The organism is Hoeflea phototrophica DFL-43 (assembly GCF_000154705.2).
GTDB lineage: Bacteria > Pseudomonadota > Alphaproteobacteria > Rhizobiales > Rhizobiaceae > Hoeflea > Hoeflea phototrophica.
Genome location: NZ_CM002917.1, coordinates 911,282 through 926,404 on the forward strand (window position 1 = coordinate 911,282; position 15,123 = coordinate 926,404).

At 58.4% G+C, this 15,123-nt stretch carries 16 protein-coding genes; all 16 read left to right on the forward strand.

Annotation, left to right across the window (positions count from 1 at the left end):
• Positions 1-41 precede the first annotated feature (41 nt).
• The 16 genes from urtB (at position 42) to HPDFL43_RS04365 (ending at position 15,037) form a co-directional block, all read left to right on the forward strand.
• Positions 42-917, forward strand: coding sequence for an urea ABC transporter permease subunit UrtB (urtB, locus tag HPDFL43_RS04290; protein ID WP_007196029.1), 876 nt, complete (start codon positions 42-44; stop codon positions 915-917).
• Positions 918-973: 56 nt separating this feature from the next.
• Positions 974-2,077, forward strand: a complete 1,104-nt coding sequence (locus HPDFL43_RS04295) for an ABC transporter permease subunit (RefSeq protein ID WP_007196030.1) — start codon at positions 974-976, stop codon at positions 2,075-2,077.
• A gap of 12 nt (positions 2,078-2,089) precedes the next feature.
• A complete protein-coding gene (gene urtD / locus HPDFL43_RS04300) occupies positions 2,090-2,833 on the forward strand; it encodes an urea ABC transporter ATP-binding protein UrtD (RefSeq protein ID WP_007196031.1) in 744 nt (247 codons plus the stop codon).
• Positions 2,833-3,531, forward strand: coding sequence for an urea ABC transporter ATP-binding subunit UrtE (gene urtE / locus HPDFL43_RS04305; protein ID WP_007196032.1), 699 nt, complete (start codon positions 2,833-2,835; stop codon positions 3,529-3,531). Before urtD ends, urtE begins: the two co-directional genes overlap by 1 nt.
• 37 nt (positions 3,532-3,568) lie before the next feature.
• Positions 3,569-4,009, forward strand: coding sequence for a N,N-dimethylformamidase alpha subunit family protein (locus HPDFL43_RS04310; protein ID WP_007196033.1), 441 nt, complete (start codon positions 3,569-3,571; stop codon positions 4,007-4,009).
• 130 nt (positions 4,010-4,139) lie between these two features.
• A complete protein-coding gene (locus tag HPDFL43_RS04315; protein WP_210165617.1) occupies positions 4,140-6,509 on the forward strand; it encodes a N,N-dimethylformamidase beta subunit family domain-containing protein in 2,370 nt (789 codons plus the stop codon).
• A 76-nt stretch (positions 6,510-6,585) separates the two neighbouring features.
• Positions 6,586-7,716 carry a Rieske (2Fe-2S) protein gene (locus HPDFL43_RS04320; RefSeq protein ID WP_007196035.1) on the forward strand — a complete coding sequence of 377 codons (1,131 nt, stop codon included), beginning with the start codon at positions 6,586-6,588 and terminating at the stop codon, positions 7,714-7,716.
• A gap of 23 nt (positions 7,717-7,739) precedes the next feature.
• A complete protein-coding gene (locus HPDFL43_RS04325; RefSeq protein ID WP_007196036.1) occupies positions 7,740-8,426 on the forward strand; it encodes a tetratricopeptide repeat protein in 687 nt (228 codons plus the stop codon).
• A gap of 9 nt (positions 8,427-8,435) precedes the next feature.
• Entirely contained in the window at positions 8,436-8,765 is a 330-nt protein-coding gene (locus tag HPDFL43_RS04330) for a hypothetical protein (protein WP_007196037.1), read from the forward strand.
• Between the two features lie 63 nt (positions 8,766-8,828).
• Positions 8,829-9,293: an urease accessory protein UreE gene (gene ureE / locus HPDFL43_RS04335; protein ID WP_007196038.1), complete on the forward strand. Its 465-nt coding sequence runs from the start codon at positions 8,829-8,831 to the stop codon at positions 9,291-9,293.
• Positions 9,286-9,969, forward strand: coding sequence for an urease accessory protein UreF (locus tag HPDFL43_RS04340; protein WP_007196039.1), 684 nt, complete (start codon positions 9,286-9,288; stop codon positions 9,967-9,969). The genes ureE and HPDFL43_RS04340 overlap by 8 nt, the downstream gene beginning before the upstream one ends.
• Positions 9,970-9,986: 17 nt before the next feature.
• Positions 9,987-10,682 carry an urease subunit gamma gene (locus HPDFL43_RS04345; RefSeq protein WP_007196040.1) on the forward strand — a complete coding sequence of 232 codons (696 nt, stop codon included), beginning with the start codon at positions 9,987-9,989 and terminating at the stop codon, positions 10,680-10,682.
• A 12-nt stretch (positions 10,683-10,694) separates the two neighbouring features.
• Complete coding sequence (gene ureC, locus HPDFL43_RS04350) at positions 10,695-12,398, forward strand: urease subunit alpha (RefSeq protein ID WP_425348829.1); 1,704 nt, start codon at positions 10,695-10,697, stop codon at positions 12,396-12,398.
• Complete coding sequence (gene ureG, locus HPDFL43_RS04355) at positions 12,395-13,078, forward strand: urease accessory protein UreG (protein WP_007196042.1); 684 nt, start codon at positions 12,395-12,397, stop codon at positions 13,076-13,078. The genes ureC and ureG overlap by 4 nt, the downstream gene beginning before the upstream one ends.
• Complete coding sequence (locus HPDFL43_RS04360) at positions 13,075-13,941, forward strand: urease accessory protein UreD (RefSeq protein ID WP_007196043.1); 867 nt, start codon at positions 13,075-13,077, stop codon at positions 13,939-13,941. The genes ureG and HPDFL43_RS04360 overlap by 4 nt, the downstream gene beginning before the upstream one ends.
• Positions 13,942-13,993: 52 nt before the next feature.
• Positions 13,994-15,037: an aliphatic amidase gene (locus tag HPDFL43_RS04365; RefSeq protein ID WP_007196044.1), complete on the forward strand. Its 1,044-nt coding sequence runs from the start codon at positions 13,994-13,996 to the stop codon at positions 15,035-15,037.
• Positions 15,038-15,123 lie beyond the last annotated feature (86 nt).

The window sequence follows — 15,123 nt, forward strand, 5'->3', positions numbered from 1 at the left end:
GGACCCGCCTGTTCCTGTTTCGATATTTGTAGAGGCACCCAATGGATATTGGCTCTATCACGAGCGCCGTGTTTCTCGGTCTGAGTATTGGCAGCGTCTTCCTGGTGGCTGCTCTTGGTTTGGCGATCATCTATGGCACCGCCGGCGTGATCAATATGGCCCATGGCGAACTGATCATGCTTGGCGCCTACAGCACCTTCATGATGCAAACCGTTCTGGGCCTGCCCTTTTTCATCTGTATTCCGCTGTCTTTCGTCATAGTTGGCTTTATCGGATACCTGATCGAGAAAGTCCTGATCAGCAGTCTCTACAACCGCCCATTGGACACATTGCTCGCCACCTGGGGCGTGTCGCTTGTGCTGATGCAGGGCGTTCGCATCATCTTCGGCAGCGACCCCAAATATGTCGAGGTCCCGTCCTTCCTGTCGACCAACATTGACCTCGGGATCGTCAACCTGTCGACGTTCCGACTGTTCGTAATGTTCATCTGCCTGATCATGGTGCTCGCCACCTGGTATCTTTTCTACCGGACAACCTTTGGCATCAAGGTCAGGGCGGTCACCCAGAACAAGGACATGGCAGCGTCCTTCGGCATCAATTCGAGCCGTATCTATTCCATCACCTTCGCCATCGGCGCGGGCCTGGCAGGTGTGGCCGGATCCCTGTTTGGCGCCATGAACATCGTGCTTCCGACCATGGGCACCAGTTACGTGGTTGAAGCCTTCCTGATGGTGGTTGCGGGAGGCGGAGGCCTGCTCGGCAGTATCCTTGCAAGCGCTTTGACGGGCCAGATCCAGTCAGCATTCGCATTCATCTACAACGACACATACGCAAGGTTCCTCGTGTTCGTGTTGATCGTAATTTTCCTCAGATTCAGGCCGCAAGGCATGATTAGCGCGGGAGCAAGCCGCCGCTGATCGGAGAGCCTATCCCGATCAAACCCGTGGTGAGTCAGAATGACCGGAGTTCAAAAGTGCTGAAACAGAATCCCTATCAGAATGTGAGGTATCAGTGGGGGGCATATGCCGTCTTCTTTGCCCTGATCGCATTGATCCCGCTGTCCATGGATGACGCCTTCCTGCTCAACCAGCTCTCGACCTATGGCGTTTACGGGATACTGGCGCTGTCCCTGAGCCTGTGCTGGGGCTTCGGCGGCATCCTGAACCTGGGGCAGGGAATTGCCTTCGGGCTGGGGGCATACGGCATGGCAATGACCATGCAGATGCAGACCCAGGACGCGGCCGACCCGATCCCGCCCTTCATGCTCAACAACGGTCTTGATGCCTTGCCCGCAATCTGGGAGCCTTTTGCCAACACCGGTCTTGGTATCTTCCTGGCGCTTGCAGTCCCGACGCTCTATTGCCTGATCTTTGGCGCGCTCATGTTCCAGGCTCGCGTGTCAGGACCTTTCTTCGCGATCATGACCCTCGCCATGCTCAGCGCGATCTACACCGTCTTCATCGACCTTCAATATCTGACCAATGGCGTCAACGGCATCAGCCCGCCGCAATCGCTGATGTTGGGATCGCTTGAGGTTGATCCCTATTCCACCACGTCATTCTGGGGCGTCTATATTGTTCTGCTGGTGTGCACGATTGCCGCGAAACTGATCACGCTGAGCAAGTTCGGTCTCATCGTTCGTGCCCAGAACAATGACGCCGAGCGGGTCCGGTTCCTGGGCTACAATGTCGCTGTCTATGAAACCCTGATTTACACGATCTCGGGTTTGATGGCTGCCTTGGCCGGATGCTGCTTTGCCTATCTGACGCAGTATGTATCGCCCAGCCAGTTCGATGTCAGCTTCAGCATTTCCATTGTCATCTGGGCCGCAATCGGCGGTCGCGGATCCTTGCTCTGGGCCATTCTTGGCGCCTTCATCGTGCAGGGTGCGCAGAGTTATCTGGGTGACGAATTTCTCAACACGTGGATCCTGATCCTCGGCTTCTTCTTCATTCTGGTTGTTCGGTTTCTGCCCACGGGCCTGGCTGGCCTGGTCGAGACCCTGTTGGGGCGTCTTGTCTCCGGCGGCATCAGCCTGTCCCCCGGCATCGAACAACCCAGCAAGTCATCTGAGTAGGAATAACCGGTCATGGTTGGCGTTTTGGAAATCAAGAATCTGCAGAAGAACTTCGATGCTGCGAAAGTCATCAATGACTTCAGCATGTCTGTTGTCGAAGGCACATTGTGTTGCCTGGTTGGGCCAAACGGCGCAGGCAAGACAACCACGATGGACCTGATCACGGGACGTCTCAAGCCGACATCCGGGGAGGTCATCTTCCGGGGCGATGTGATCAGCGGACAAACCGAGCCGGACATCGCACGCCGCGGATTGGGCCGGAAGTTCCAGATCCCGTCCATTTTCAAGGAACTGACCGTCGCGCAGAACCTTGAGGTCGCCTACAGCCTCGAGGTCAGTGCGCTGCGCAACCTGTTCAGCTTTTTCAATCCGAAATGCGAAGAGCGCATTGATGAAGTCGCCGAAATGGTCGGCTTGTCTCAGCGGTTGGAGATTGTCGCCGGCACGCTCTCGCATGGTGAGACCCAGTGGCTTGAGATCGGTATGGTCCTGATGCAGGACCCGACCTTGCTCTTGCTCGATGAGCCGGTCGCGGGAATGACCGAACAGGAAATCGCAAAAACAGCTGAGATCTTGAATGAACTCAAGAAGAAGAAGACGCTCATCGTAGTGGAACATGACATGGGATTTGTCCGCGAGATCGCGGATGAGGTGGTTGTCATGCACATGGGCTCGTTGCTCGCACAGGGAACCATTGAGGAAATCGAAAAAGATCAGCGTGTTCGGGACGTCTATCTTGGAACGGAGGATCACTGATGCTTTTGGACCTCAAAAACGTCTCATCCTATTACGGTGAAACTCAAATCCTCCGGAACATTTCCATCGGTGTGCCCAAGGGCTCATGTGTCTGCGTTCTGGGACGCAACGGTGTCGGCAAGACCACGCTTGTGCGCACCATCATGGGATTGACCGACAAGACGGAGGGCTCAATCAGTCTTGATGGATCCGAGCTGACAACCCAGCGAACCGATGAGCGCGCCAAGCTTGGCATTGGCTACATTCCGCAGGGCCGCCAGATCTTGGGCAAGTTCACCGTCCGCGAGAACATTGTGCTTGGCACATTTGCCAGCAAGCAGGAAACGGACGCCATTCCGGAGATCTGTCTCGAGCTGTTTCCCTATCTGCGCGAAAATCTGGGCCGGCGTGCCGGCCTCTTGTCCGGCGGGCAGCAACAGCAATTGGCGATCGCCCGCGCGCTTGCCGTTGATCCGCAGATCTTGCTGCTGGACGAGCCCACCGAGGGCATTCAGCCCAACATCGTGGCTGAGATCGGCGAGACCCTGCAGATGCTCAACAAGAAGCTCGGCATCACGCTCATCCTGACAGAACAGCACATCAAGGTCGCCCGCAAACTCGGTGACTCCTTTGTGATGATGGACAACGGGCGCGTTGTCGACAGCGGCGACATTTCGGCCCTCACCGATGAGGTGGTCGAGCGCCACATGACGGTTTGATTTGAGTGAAGTTGGATAGAAGCAAAGGAAGAGAACAATGATTGACATACCTCCGAAGGGCTCTCCCGAGAGGGAAGCATTGATCGCCGAACATCGCGCCTGCGTCGACTCCATGAAGGGCGTCGCCGGCTTCTCGGTTCTCAAATGCGAGACACCAGGCGATACCACCGTGATCACCGGCGGCGTGCATGAAAGCCCGCTTCTCAAACGCGTGTTGCTGCGCATGCGCGGCGAGAGCCCGGCCGGCAAGCTGATTGTCATCTGCACCAAGGTGGAGAAGGAATGGCGCATTGCCCGGCTCTCCGGCATCCGCGGCGTCCCGCCAGAGTTCATTGACGACAAGGTCTACGACAACGAGCAGGAGATTCAGCACGACATCTTCCTGATGCGTCTGGACGAACTGCCCGAGTCCGCGGGCATGCCGGAGCACTATAACGAGGGGTGGAAGCGCCGCAGCGACAACTGGCCGGTAACCTGACGTCGCTCACCTAGGGAGAGAGACAAGCCCTTGATTCGTTGAGGCAAATATTGACGCGCTGCGGCGCGAACGGCGGAGCTTTGTCCAACGGGACGCTCCACTGGAACGATCTTTGATTAGGAGAATGGATATGACAGCAATGAAGTTGACCGGATACGCCGACAAGTTCGGGGTCCATCCAGGGGAGACAATCAAGTTCTACGTCAACTGCGACGGACCTTCATCTTACAAGGCCGAGATCGTCCAGATGATCAACGGCGATACCAATCCGCGCGGACCAGGCTTCATTGAAAAGCCGGTCGCCGGTGGTCTCACCGAGACATTGCCGGGCAAGAGGCAGATCATTCACGGCGGCTCCTATGGATATGTGCCGGATGTTAAGGCGCTCAACGTCGAGAGCTTCACGTTGCAGCTTTATGTCTGGCCGACGACACCGATCACGCACCCGAAATACTGGAAGCACGGTGCCCAGGGCCTGGTGACCAAATGGTCTGGCGGCAAAGGCTACGGTCTGTTCATCAACGAAAAGGGCCATGCCGAAGTTCGCGTCAACGGTCAGTCGATCGAGACCCCGACACCGCTGCGTGATCACGCCTGGCATTTTCTCGCCGCGACCTTCGATGCGGCAACCGGCAAATTGGTTCTCATTCATGAACCGCAGATCCAGTATGCGCTCGACCCGGTGATCGAACCTGTGGAGACGACGCTCTCTTCGGGCATCGAAAATGTTCCGGTTCCGCTCGCGATCGCGGCTTATGTCGACGAAGTCACCGATGATCCCTTGGCAAAGTCTTCAAAGCCGGCAGGTGTGGTGTTCACAGGCAAATACAACGGCAAGATCGACTCGCCGCGGCTTTGCGCCAAGGCCCTTAATCGGGCTGAAATCGAAATGATGAAACTGGGCGCTCAGCCTGGCCTCACCGAGCGTCGCAACAGCGGCCCGACGGGCGCCCTGTCCGAAGTCATCGTCGGTGCCTGGGACTTCTCCGAGGGCATCAACACGATCGTCGCGACGGATCTTGGCCCGTATCGCCTTAACGCCCATCTGGTGAATTGTCCGACCCGCGCCCTGACTGGGTACAACTGGTCCGGCACCGTGTTTGACTGGAAGCAGGCGCCTGAGCAATACGGCGCAATCCATTTCCACGATGATGATGTCGATGACGCCCGCTGGGATGTCGACTTCGAATGGACCGTTCCAGAGGATTGCCTGAGCCGGTTTTACGCCGCCAAGCTGACGACCGAAGACGGCGATGAGGACTACATTCCGTTCTGGGTTGTCCCGGAGATCGGCAAGGAGCAGTCCAAGATCGCCTTCATGGTACCGACCATCAGCTACATGGCCTACGCCAATGAGCACGTGGCCTGTAATGCGGGTGGCGCGGAGCTGTTCATCTACCGCGTGCCGATCATGCAGCACCAGAACATGTTCCTGTCCGAGCACCGCGAGTATGGCGGTTCGATCTATGACACCCATACCGATGGATCGGGCATCTGCCTGTCATCGCGCCTGCGGCCAATCCTTAGCATCAGGCCCAAATACGACCACTTCCTGGCCCAGGCGCCGTGGCAGTACCCGGCCGACCTCCACCTGATCTACTGGCTGGAGACGATGGGCTATGATTACGACTGCATCACGGACGAAGATCTCACCTATGACGGTATCGCCCGGCTTGAGAACTACAACGTCATCATTACTGGCTCGCATCCCGAGCACAATTCCGGAACCCAGCTGGATGCGTTGCACAACTACACCCAGCGTGGCGGCCGGCTCATGTATATGGGCGCCGACGCCTGGTACTGGGTGCACTCGTTCCACCCGGCCTATGATGAACTCGGCCGTGGCGTCATCACCGAAATGCGCCGCTGTGAATCGGGCATCCGGACCTGGCGTGCCGACCCGGGCGAATATTATCATCAGGGCACCGGCGAGCTCGGCGGCATGTGGCGCTTCCGTGGCCGCTACCTGCACTCCGTCGCGGGTGTCGGCATGTCATCGGAAGGCTTCGATATCTCGTCGTACTTCTCACGCACGCCGGAGAGCAATGACAGCCGTGTGAGCTGGGCCTTCGAAGGCATCGATTACGACGAAAAGCTCGGCAATTTCGGTCTCGTCGGCGGCGGTGCTGCCGGTCTCGAGCTCGACATCGTGGACACGATGCTCGGATCTCCGCCGCACACGCTGACCGTGGCCACATCCGCGGGCCGGCATACCGAAGCCTATCTGCTGGTTATGGAAGACTTCGGCTTCAACCAGCAGGGTCTTGATGGCACCACCCACCCGCGTGTTCGGGGTGACATCGCCTACCATGAGACCCCCAATGGTGGTGCCTGCTTCTCGTTCTCATCGATCGCCTATTGCGGTTCGCTGCCCTGGAACGAGTGCAACAACAACATATCGACGCTGACCAAGAACGTCCTTGACCGTTTCATGGTCGATGGACCCTTGCCGCCAGCCCCTGCCGAAGCGGTCAAGTATCGGGGCCGCGCCGACTATTGATCCCAGCATCAAACCGCTGCCGCGCTTTCGGGCGCGGTGGCCGACCACGCAAACCAGAGGAACGGGAGACAGGCTGATGGCGAGACGTCCGGATATTGGATATTTTGAAGATGATCTGGATCTTCTGGATGCATCCACCTGGAGCAATGCCCGGCTGCCCGTCGAACAGGCGGAGCACATAAATACTCTGGTCTATCGATCCCTGACCTTTTCTCTGCTCGAGAACGAGGCGATCTGGACACGGGACTGGATCTTCATCGGGACCACTGACGATATCCCCGATGAAGGCGATCTGCTGCCCTACACGATCGGCAATCACGGCATTCATGTGCAACGCATGGCTGACGGCACGCTGGAGGGCCGCTTCAACAATGCCCAGCATGGCGGCTGCCGCGTCGTGCCGCAGCAATGCCAAAGCGGTAGCAAGACCAAATGCAGTTTCACATCCTGCGGCTACAGCCGTGACAGGGACGCCATATCCGCGTCGGACGCCGAAACCTCAACAGCTTTGATGTTTCAATATGTCGGCCTGCGTCCCGAGCGGCTGTTGCGGGTTTCGGTGGCGCAAGCGGGCAAGCTGATTTTCGTCAACCTGGATGGGCCGGACAAGGACTTCGCAAATCGTGCCGCCGATCTGGACGCCGGCATGGTGTCAGCGGTCTCGAGGGATCGCACCTCCAAGGCTTGGCTTGAATTTCAGTGCAACTGGAAATCCGTCGGTGAGGCGATGTTCGGGGCTGTGGCGACAGCCGGTTCCGGCAAACCGGACGTGCTCTCCGCGATGCTGCAGACGTCCGATGGCGAAAATGGCCCTGTCGAGGTTTTCGCAACCTGGCTGTACCCCAATCTCTTCTTGCTCCGCGCGGCAGGTGCAGCATGCACCATCGGAATTCAGCCGACAGCACTCGGCAAGGCCATGTGCCGCATCCAGTATTTTGCTGACGCCGCTGACGCTGGTTCGGCCAGCAGCCTTGAGGCGTTGGTGAGGGTTATCGCCCAGACCCGTGAAACCGCTGAACAAGCCCAGAGAAATCTCGTCAGCCAGGAGAACAGGCAACTTGTCGAACCTGGCATCTCACCGGCGAATGGCCGTGTTTCGCCTATCGAACACTGGGCCCAATCCGTGCTGATCGACCGGCTGATGACCATGCCGCGGACCATTGCCGATGACCCGCTGTATCAGCCTCTCAAGCACTATCTGATCTAGCAACAATGCGCGTGGAGTGAGCAATGAACCTGACAATTGCAAATCAGACGGTCGCCGACGGTGTCGCGATGTACGTCTCGGGATCGTTTGAAACCGCGGCTGAGATCTTCACCAGTCTCTCCGATGGCGGCGACGCGGAAGCCATGATGTGGCTCGGCTCCTGCTACGCCAATGGTGAGGGCAAACCGGTGTCCCCGGCCAAGGCGTTCGAGTGTTTCGAACGCTCCGCCAAGGCCGGATTTGCGCAAGCCATGACAAATGTGGGAGCGATGCTGGCGACCGGGCAGGGATGTGCGCGGGATGTGGAGGCCGGTCTGAAATGGCTGGAGATGGCATCGGAACTCAATGATGTCGGCGCCCAGTTCAATCTCGCCACCATACTGTCATCGGGCAAGGACGTGGAACCCGATATGGACCGCGCTGCGCACTGGTACAAGCGTGCTGCGGAGCAGGGGCATTATCCCTCCCAGGCGCGCCTGGGTTATTGCTACCAGCATGGTTCCGGCGTCCCAAAGAGCCGGGTCAACGCCTATGTCTGGTATGCGCTCGCCGCGCAGCACGGCGTTGGCACGGCGTTGAGCTCACTTGAACGCATCTTGCAGGACATGTCCGCCGAGGAAAAGCGCGAGGGAGCCGCGTTGATCCACTCATGGCGCCGCAAGACAAGCTCGATATCCAGCCAGGCTGTCATCGATCCGACACTGCAATAGGCGGCGAAGATGGAACAGAAATACAGCATCCAGCAAATCAAGTTCGAGCTCCTGAGTTACCTCAAGGAGTTCGGAACCGATGGCGCGGATTGGACCATCCAACTGACCACGGGGACTGATGATCAGGCCGTTCTGTGCCTTCGTGATGGTGAAGCCGGATCCATGATCTGGATCTGCAAACCAACGCTGAGCGAACGCGCGGCGACCCTCATCAAGGAGCACATGGTCTCACGCTTCGGGATGAACAGCCCGTCCGAGGACACCGTTCCCGTGCCTGTTGGTGCGGAGAGAAATTGGGTCTTGATGTACAGGAAAGCGAAAAGCCATGTTGCAGCGTAGCGGACATTTGCAGCCGGAATTTCCTGATCGGGCGTCGAGCGATGCAGAGTCCGGGGTGGCCCGATGCTGAAGATCGACCACATCATCGGCTCCGTGTCGGACGCCGCACTTCATGATCGCATTCACGATCTGGAGCATGCCCATGCCGTCGATTTTTTGTTGCTGCCCCGGCAGGACCTCTCACGGCGGCGGTTTCGTTCGTCGAGCGAAAAAGGATGCGACATCGCCATAAGCCTGGCGCGTGACGAGCAGCTGTTTGATGGTGCAGTCCTGATGCTGGATCAGCACAATGCGCTGGTGGTGAAGGTTGAAGCCGAGGACTGGCTACGGCTTACGCCAAGGGATCAGTCCTCTGCGCTCCAGGTCGGGTTTCATGCCGGAAACCTGCATTGGCGGGTACGCTTCGACGGTGATGACCTGCTCGTCGCTGTTGAGCGGGAGTTGCAGAGCTACACGGACAGGATTGACACTCTCATCAAGGACGGCTCGGTCAAGGCGCAGTTCGAAAGAGGTGCGGTGAATGGCTGAGATCCTGAATCTGTTGCGTCTCATGCAGTGCAACGACAGTTCCTTTCCGTCGGGCGCCTTTGCATTTTCCAATGGCCTGGAAACGCTGGTCAACGAGGGCCGGGTTCAAAGCGCGAAGGGGATTGCCGAAGTCATTGAAACGCAAATCCTGCCGCGCTGGCTGTCGCTGGACCGGTACTTCGTCGGGCAGGCCTTTCAATGCGTTGGTGATCTCGAACGGGTCACAGCAGTTGATCAGCAATGCCATCTCTACAACACCAACAATGATCTTGCGCAGGCATCCCGGCGGATTGGCAGGGCGCTCCTCAATGTGCACTCCAGGATCGAAACCCCCGGGGCGGCTGCCTACAAGGCGCTGATTGCGTCGAGCCAGACCATGGACCGTGCGGGTTACGAGCCCGTGATCCAGGGGCTGGTGTCTCATGCTCTGGGACTGGGCAAGCACCAGGCGGAAGTCGCCGCGCTGAACAGCACCCTGATGGGGTTCGTGTCTTCTGCCGTTCGGCTTGGCAAGCTTGGCGCCATTGAGGCGCAAGGCATCCTTGCAGATGTCTCCGTCGTTGCGGCCAGACAGCTTGAAGACGAGCCGCAACCCTTCCCGAGCAGCTTTTCGCCTTTGGCCGACATCGCGGTGATGCGCAAGTCATCCGGCGGCGCAAACCTGTTTTCAACCTAGATGGTCAGGAACTAGCAATGCTTTTGACACCCACCGAACTGGAACGACTGACCATTTTCTCGGCTGCGGAATTGGCGCGCAAGCGCCGGGCACGAGGGCGGCGTCTCAACGCGCCGGAGGCGATCGCAATCATCTGCGACGAGATATTGGAAGGTGCGCGCGACGGCCAATCTGTGGCGGAGCTGATTTCCCTCGGATCCACCATTTTGAACCAGGATGATGTCATGCCCGGCATCGCCGACCTGGTCCCGATGATCCAGGTGGAGGCGACATTTCCCGATGGCACAAAGCTGGTCACGGTTCACGATCCGATCCGGCCCGGCAAAATGGCACCGGACGAAAGCCTGGGCGTGATCGGCCACATCAGGGCCGCCGAAGGCACGATTGAACTCAATGCGGGCAGAGAGAAAACCGCCGTTCATGTGGTCAACACCGCCGACCGGCCGGTTCAGATCGGCAGTCATTTCCACTTCTTCGAAGTCAACAAGGCGCTCGAGTTCGACCGCGCGCAAACCTTCGGCTTCCGGCTCGACATCCCCGCAGGCACGGCGGTTCGCTTCGAGCCCGGTCAAAGCCGCGAAGTTGCGCTGGTGCGCTTTGGTGGTGCCCGCAAGGTCGGAGGCCTGAATTCGCTGACCAACGGCGAAACAACAGAAGATGCGAAGCCGGCTGCCTTGGAAAAGGCGCGCGCATCCGGATTCAAGGGAGCGTGAGCCGTGGTTGAAATGACAAGATCAGAATATGCGGCGATGTTCGGCCCCACCAAGGGGGATTGTATTCGCCTGGGCGATACAGAGCTTTGGGCCGAAATCGAACATGACTATGCGGTCTATGGCGACGAATGCATGCATGGTGGCGGCAAGACGTTGCGTGACGGGCTGGGACTGGTCGCGGGCAAGACCAGCACCGAAGGTGTGCTGGACATGCTGATCTGCAATGTCGTGGTCATCGACGCGGTGCTGGGCATCGTCAAGGGCGACATAGGCATCAAGGATGGCAAGATCGTCGGCGTTGGCAAGGCAGGCAACCCGGACATCATGGACGGCGTCGATCCGCGCCTGATCGTTGGAGCGTCTACCACGGTCCGCGATGCGGAAGGCTTGATTGCCACGGCCGGTGCCATTGATGTCCATGTGCATTTTGACAGTGCACAGCTTGTCGAACATGCGATGTCGAGCGGCATCACCACCATGCTCGGCGGTTCGCTCGGACCGATTACGGTGGGCATCGATTCAGGCGGCCCGTTCAATGTCGGCAAGATGCTGCAGGCCGCTGAACACTGGCCGATGAATTTCGGATTTCTGGGGCGCGGCAATTCGCACAAGCCCGAAGCCATGATCGAGCAGATCAACACGGGGTGTCTGGGGCTCAAGATCCATGAGGATTGGGGGGCTATGCCGGCGGCGATCAATTGCTGTCTGAGTGTCGCCGATGAACTCGATTTCCAGGTTCAGCTCCACACCGACACGCTCAACGAGAGCGGGTTTCTGGAAGATACCTTGGCTGCCATCGGCGATCGGACCATTCACATGTATCACACCGAAGGCGCGGGCGGCGGGCATGCGCCCGACATCATTCGCGTCGCAGGTGTTGCCAATTGCCTTCCGTCTTCGACCAATCCGACCAATCCCTTCACCATCAACACCTTTGACGAGCACCTCGACATGACGATGGTGTGCCATCACCTCAATCCGTCGATCCCGGAAGATGTGGCCTTTGCCGAAAGCCGGATTCGGGCCCAGACAATCGCTGCGGAAGACGTGCTTCATGACATCGGTGCGATCTCGATGCTCGGGTCGGACAGCCAGGGGATGGGCCGTATCCATGAGGTGATCACCCGCACCTGGCAACTGGCTTCCAAGATGCGCACGCAGCGTGGCCGGCTTCCCGAGGAGAGATCAGCCAAGGGCGACAATGAGCGTATCAAGCGCTACATCGCCAAATACACCATCAACGCCGCCAAGAGCTTCGGCATCGACGCCCATATCGGCTCGCTGGAAGACGGCAAGATGGCGGATATCGTGCTTTGGCGGCCCGGTTACTTCGGCAGCAAGCCGGAGCTTATCGTCAAGGGCGGCTTCATCGCCTGGGGTGCGATGGGAGATTCCGCCGCCAGCCTGATGACCTGCGAGCCGCTGATCATGCGCCCGCAATGGGGTGCGTTCGGGCGCGCCGCTCAAAGCCTCAGCGCCTGCTTCGTCAATCCGCGGGCAATCGACAACGGTCTCGACAAGACCCTCGACCTGAAAAAGAAGCTGCTGCCCGCACAAGGCACCAGAGTGCTGACCAAGGCCGATATGCTGCACAATGATGCCTGCCCGCACATCGAAGTGGACCCTTCAACCTTCGACGTTTTCGTTGATGGCAAATTGGCGACCTGCGAGCCGGCGACCCAATTGCCTCTGGCCCAGAGGTACATGCTGCGATGACCATTCAAGAGAAAATCGCGGCACCCGAGCCGGCCAATCGCAAGAGCCAGTTTGCTGCCCGCATCGGGATTGGTGGCCCTGTCGGCTCAGGCAAGACGGCGCTCATTGAAGCGCTCATTCCGCTGTTTCATGACCGGGGTGTCGAACTGGCCGTGATCACCAATGATCTGGTGACCAAGGAGGATGCACGGCGGGTCCAGGCCAGCGGCCTGATCGATCCCGAGCGGGTGGTGGCGGTAGAGGCGGGCGCATGCCCGCACACCGTGATCCGAGAAGATCCGACCCTCAACATTGCGGCTGCCGACGATCTGGCGGCCAAGTTCCCCGAGCTCGATCTGATCCTGATCGAAAGCGGTGGTGACAATCTGGCGTCAACCTTTTCGCTTGATCTGGTTGATTGGTGGATGTTCGTGATCGATGTGGCGCAGGGCGATGACATTCCCCGCAAGCGCGGACCGGGCACGCTGCAATGCGATTTGCTGGTCATCAACAAGCTTGATCTCGCGCGCCATGTTCTGGTGGATGCCGCCAATATTCTTGCGGAGGCGTCAGCCATTCGCGGTGAGCGCCCGACCATTGGCTGCATCAGCCGAGGGCTTGCGGAAAGAAAGGGCCTTGATGAGATCGTGGATCTCATCTGCCATCAGGTGTTGTTCTTCGGTGCCGAGGTTCCGGCATGAACATCCCGGTTTCGGTCCAGGATCTGCCGTTCCGCTCAACGAGTCTCGGCAGAAGTGTTCGTGCCAGGCTTCAGTTCCGCAAGTCTGGAAGCAGGACCTATCTTGCGGACCAGCACACGCCGCACCCGTTTCACATTACCCGCCCGTTCGCGATCAGCGGCGACCCCGAAGGCATGGCGACCCTGTATCTGCAGTCAAGCGCCGGCGGGCTCTATCATGATGATGACCATCATCTCTGCGTTGAGGTGGACGATGGAGCCTGCGCGCATGTCACCAGCCAGGCGTCGACCATCATTCACAATTCACATCAGAGCAGTTCAAGGATCGATGTCGAACTGAAGGTTGGTGAAAACGGCTGGCTGGAATTCTGTCCCGAACCGGCAATCCTGTTTCCGGGTGCACGGCTGACAAGCACGCTGACGGCCAAGGTTCATCCTACCAGCAAGCTTTTGTTCTGCGATGCGCAGCTCTGCCATGATCCGGAAGGCGATGGCGCCACGTTCAACGAACTCGACAACAAGATCAGCCTCAATAACGAAGAGGGCGAGACCTTCTATGTCGATCGGGCGGTGGTGCGGGGAGAAAACTGGTTTGGCGCAACGGACGGTCGCCAATGCGCAGGCACCTTCCTTGTCTATGACGCCGGCAACGCAGCGCTGATCTCATCTGCACTTGAAGGCTGCATTGCCGGGTTTGATCCAGGCTGCGTCTACGCCGGCCAAACCCATCTGGCCGACCGCTCTGTTGTTGTTGTTCGGTTGATCGCCACCAGCGGTGCAAACCTGACCAATGCAATGCAGGCCCTCTGGAGTGCAATACGCGTTGCCCTGACAGGTAAAACTCCCATGCCCAGACGAAAATAGTGAGCCATCGGCCACGCGTGATGGCCGAAACAACAGAGAGGAAGTTAGCGTCATGTATCATGGAGATATCTCAAGCAGCAACGATACCGCTGGGGTTGCAGTGGTCAACTACAAGATGCCTCGCATGCACTCCAAGGCCGAGGTGATCGAGAACTGCCACAAGATCGCGGACATGCTCAAAGGCATGAAGCAGGGTCTTCCGGGTTTGGATCTTGTCATTTTTCCCGAATATTCGACGCATGGCATTATGTATGACGAGCGGGAAATGTATGAGACAGCCTCGGCAATTCCCGGCGAAGAGACGGAGATCTTCGCAGCCGCCTGCAGGGAAGCTAATGTCTGGGGCGTGTTTTCGCTCACCGGCGAACGGCATGAGGAACATCCCAGGAAGGCCCCCTACAACACGCTGATCCTGATGAACAACAAGGGCGAGATCGTTCAGAAGTACAGAAAGATCATGCCGTGGGTTCCCATTGAAGGCTGGTATCCGGGCGATTGCACCTATGTCGCAGAAGGGCCGAAGGGCCTGAAAATCAGCCTGATCATCTGCGATGATGGCAACTATCCGGAAATCTGGCGCGATTGCGCAATGAAGGGCGCAGAACTGATCGTGCGCTGCCAGGGCTATATGTATCCGGCCAAGGAGCAGCAGGTTGTCATGTCAAAGGCCATGGCATGGGCCAACAATGTCTATGTGGCCGTTGCCAACGCGGCCGGTTTTGACGGCGTCTATTCCTATTTCGGGCATTCCGCGTTGATCGGATTTGATGGCCGGACGCTGGGCGAATGCGGCGAAGAGGAAATGGGGATACAGTACGGACAGCTCTCGGTCTCGGCGATCCGCGACGCACGTGCAAACGGTCAGTCCCAGAACCATTTGTTCAAGCTGGTCCACCGTGGATACACCGGCATGATCAACTCCGGTGATGGCGACAAGGGGCTCGCCGCCTGTCCCTACGAGTTCTACACCAAATGGGCGGAAGACCCCGAGGGCACCCGCGAAATGGTCGAGGCAATGACCCGGCCCACTGTCGGGACGGATCAATGTCCGATGGACAATATTCCAAACCAGAAGACCGCTGCGACGCATCGTTAGGCCGCAAAGCCCATGGAAGCTCGCCTTTGATGGCGGGCTTCTGGACCTTTTATCCCGGAGGCGATCGGTTTGGATTGCGATCAGTA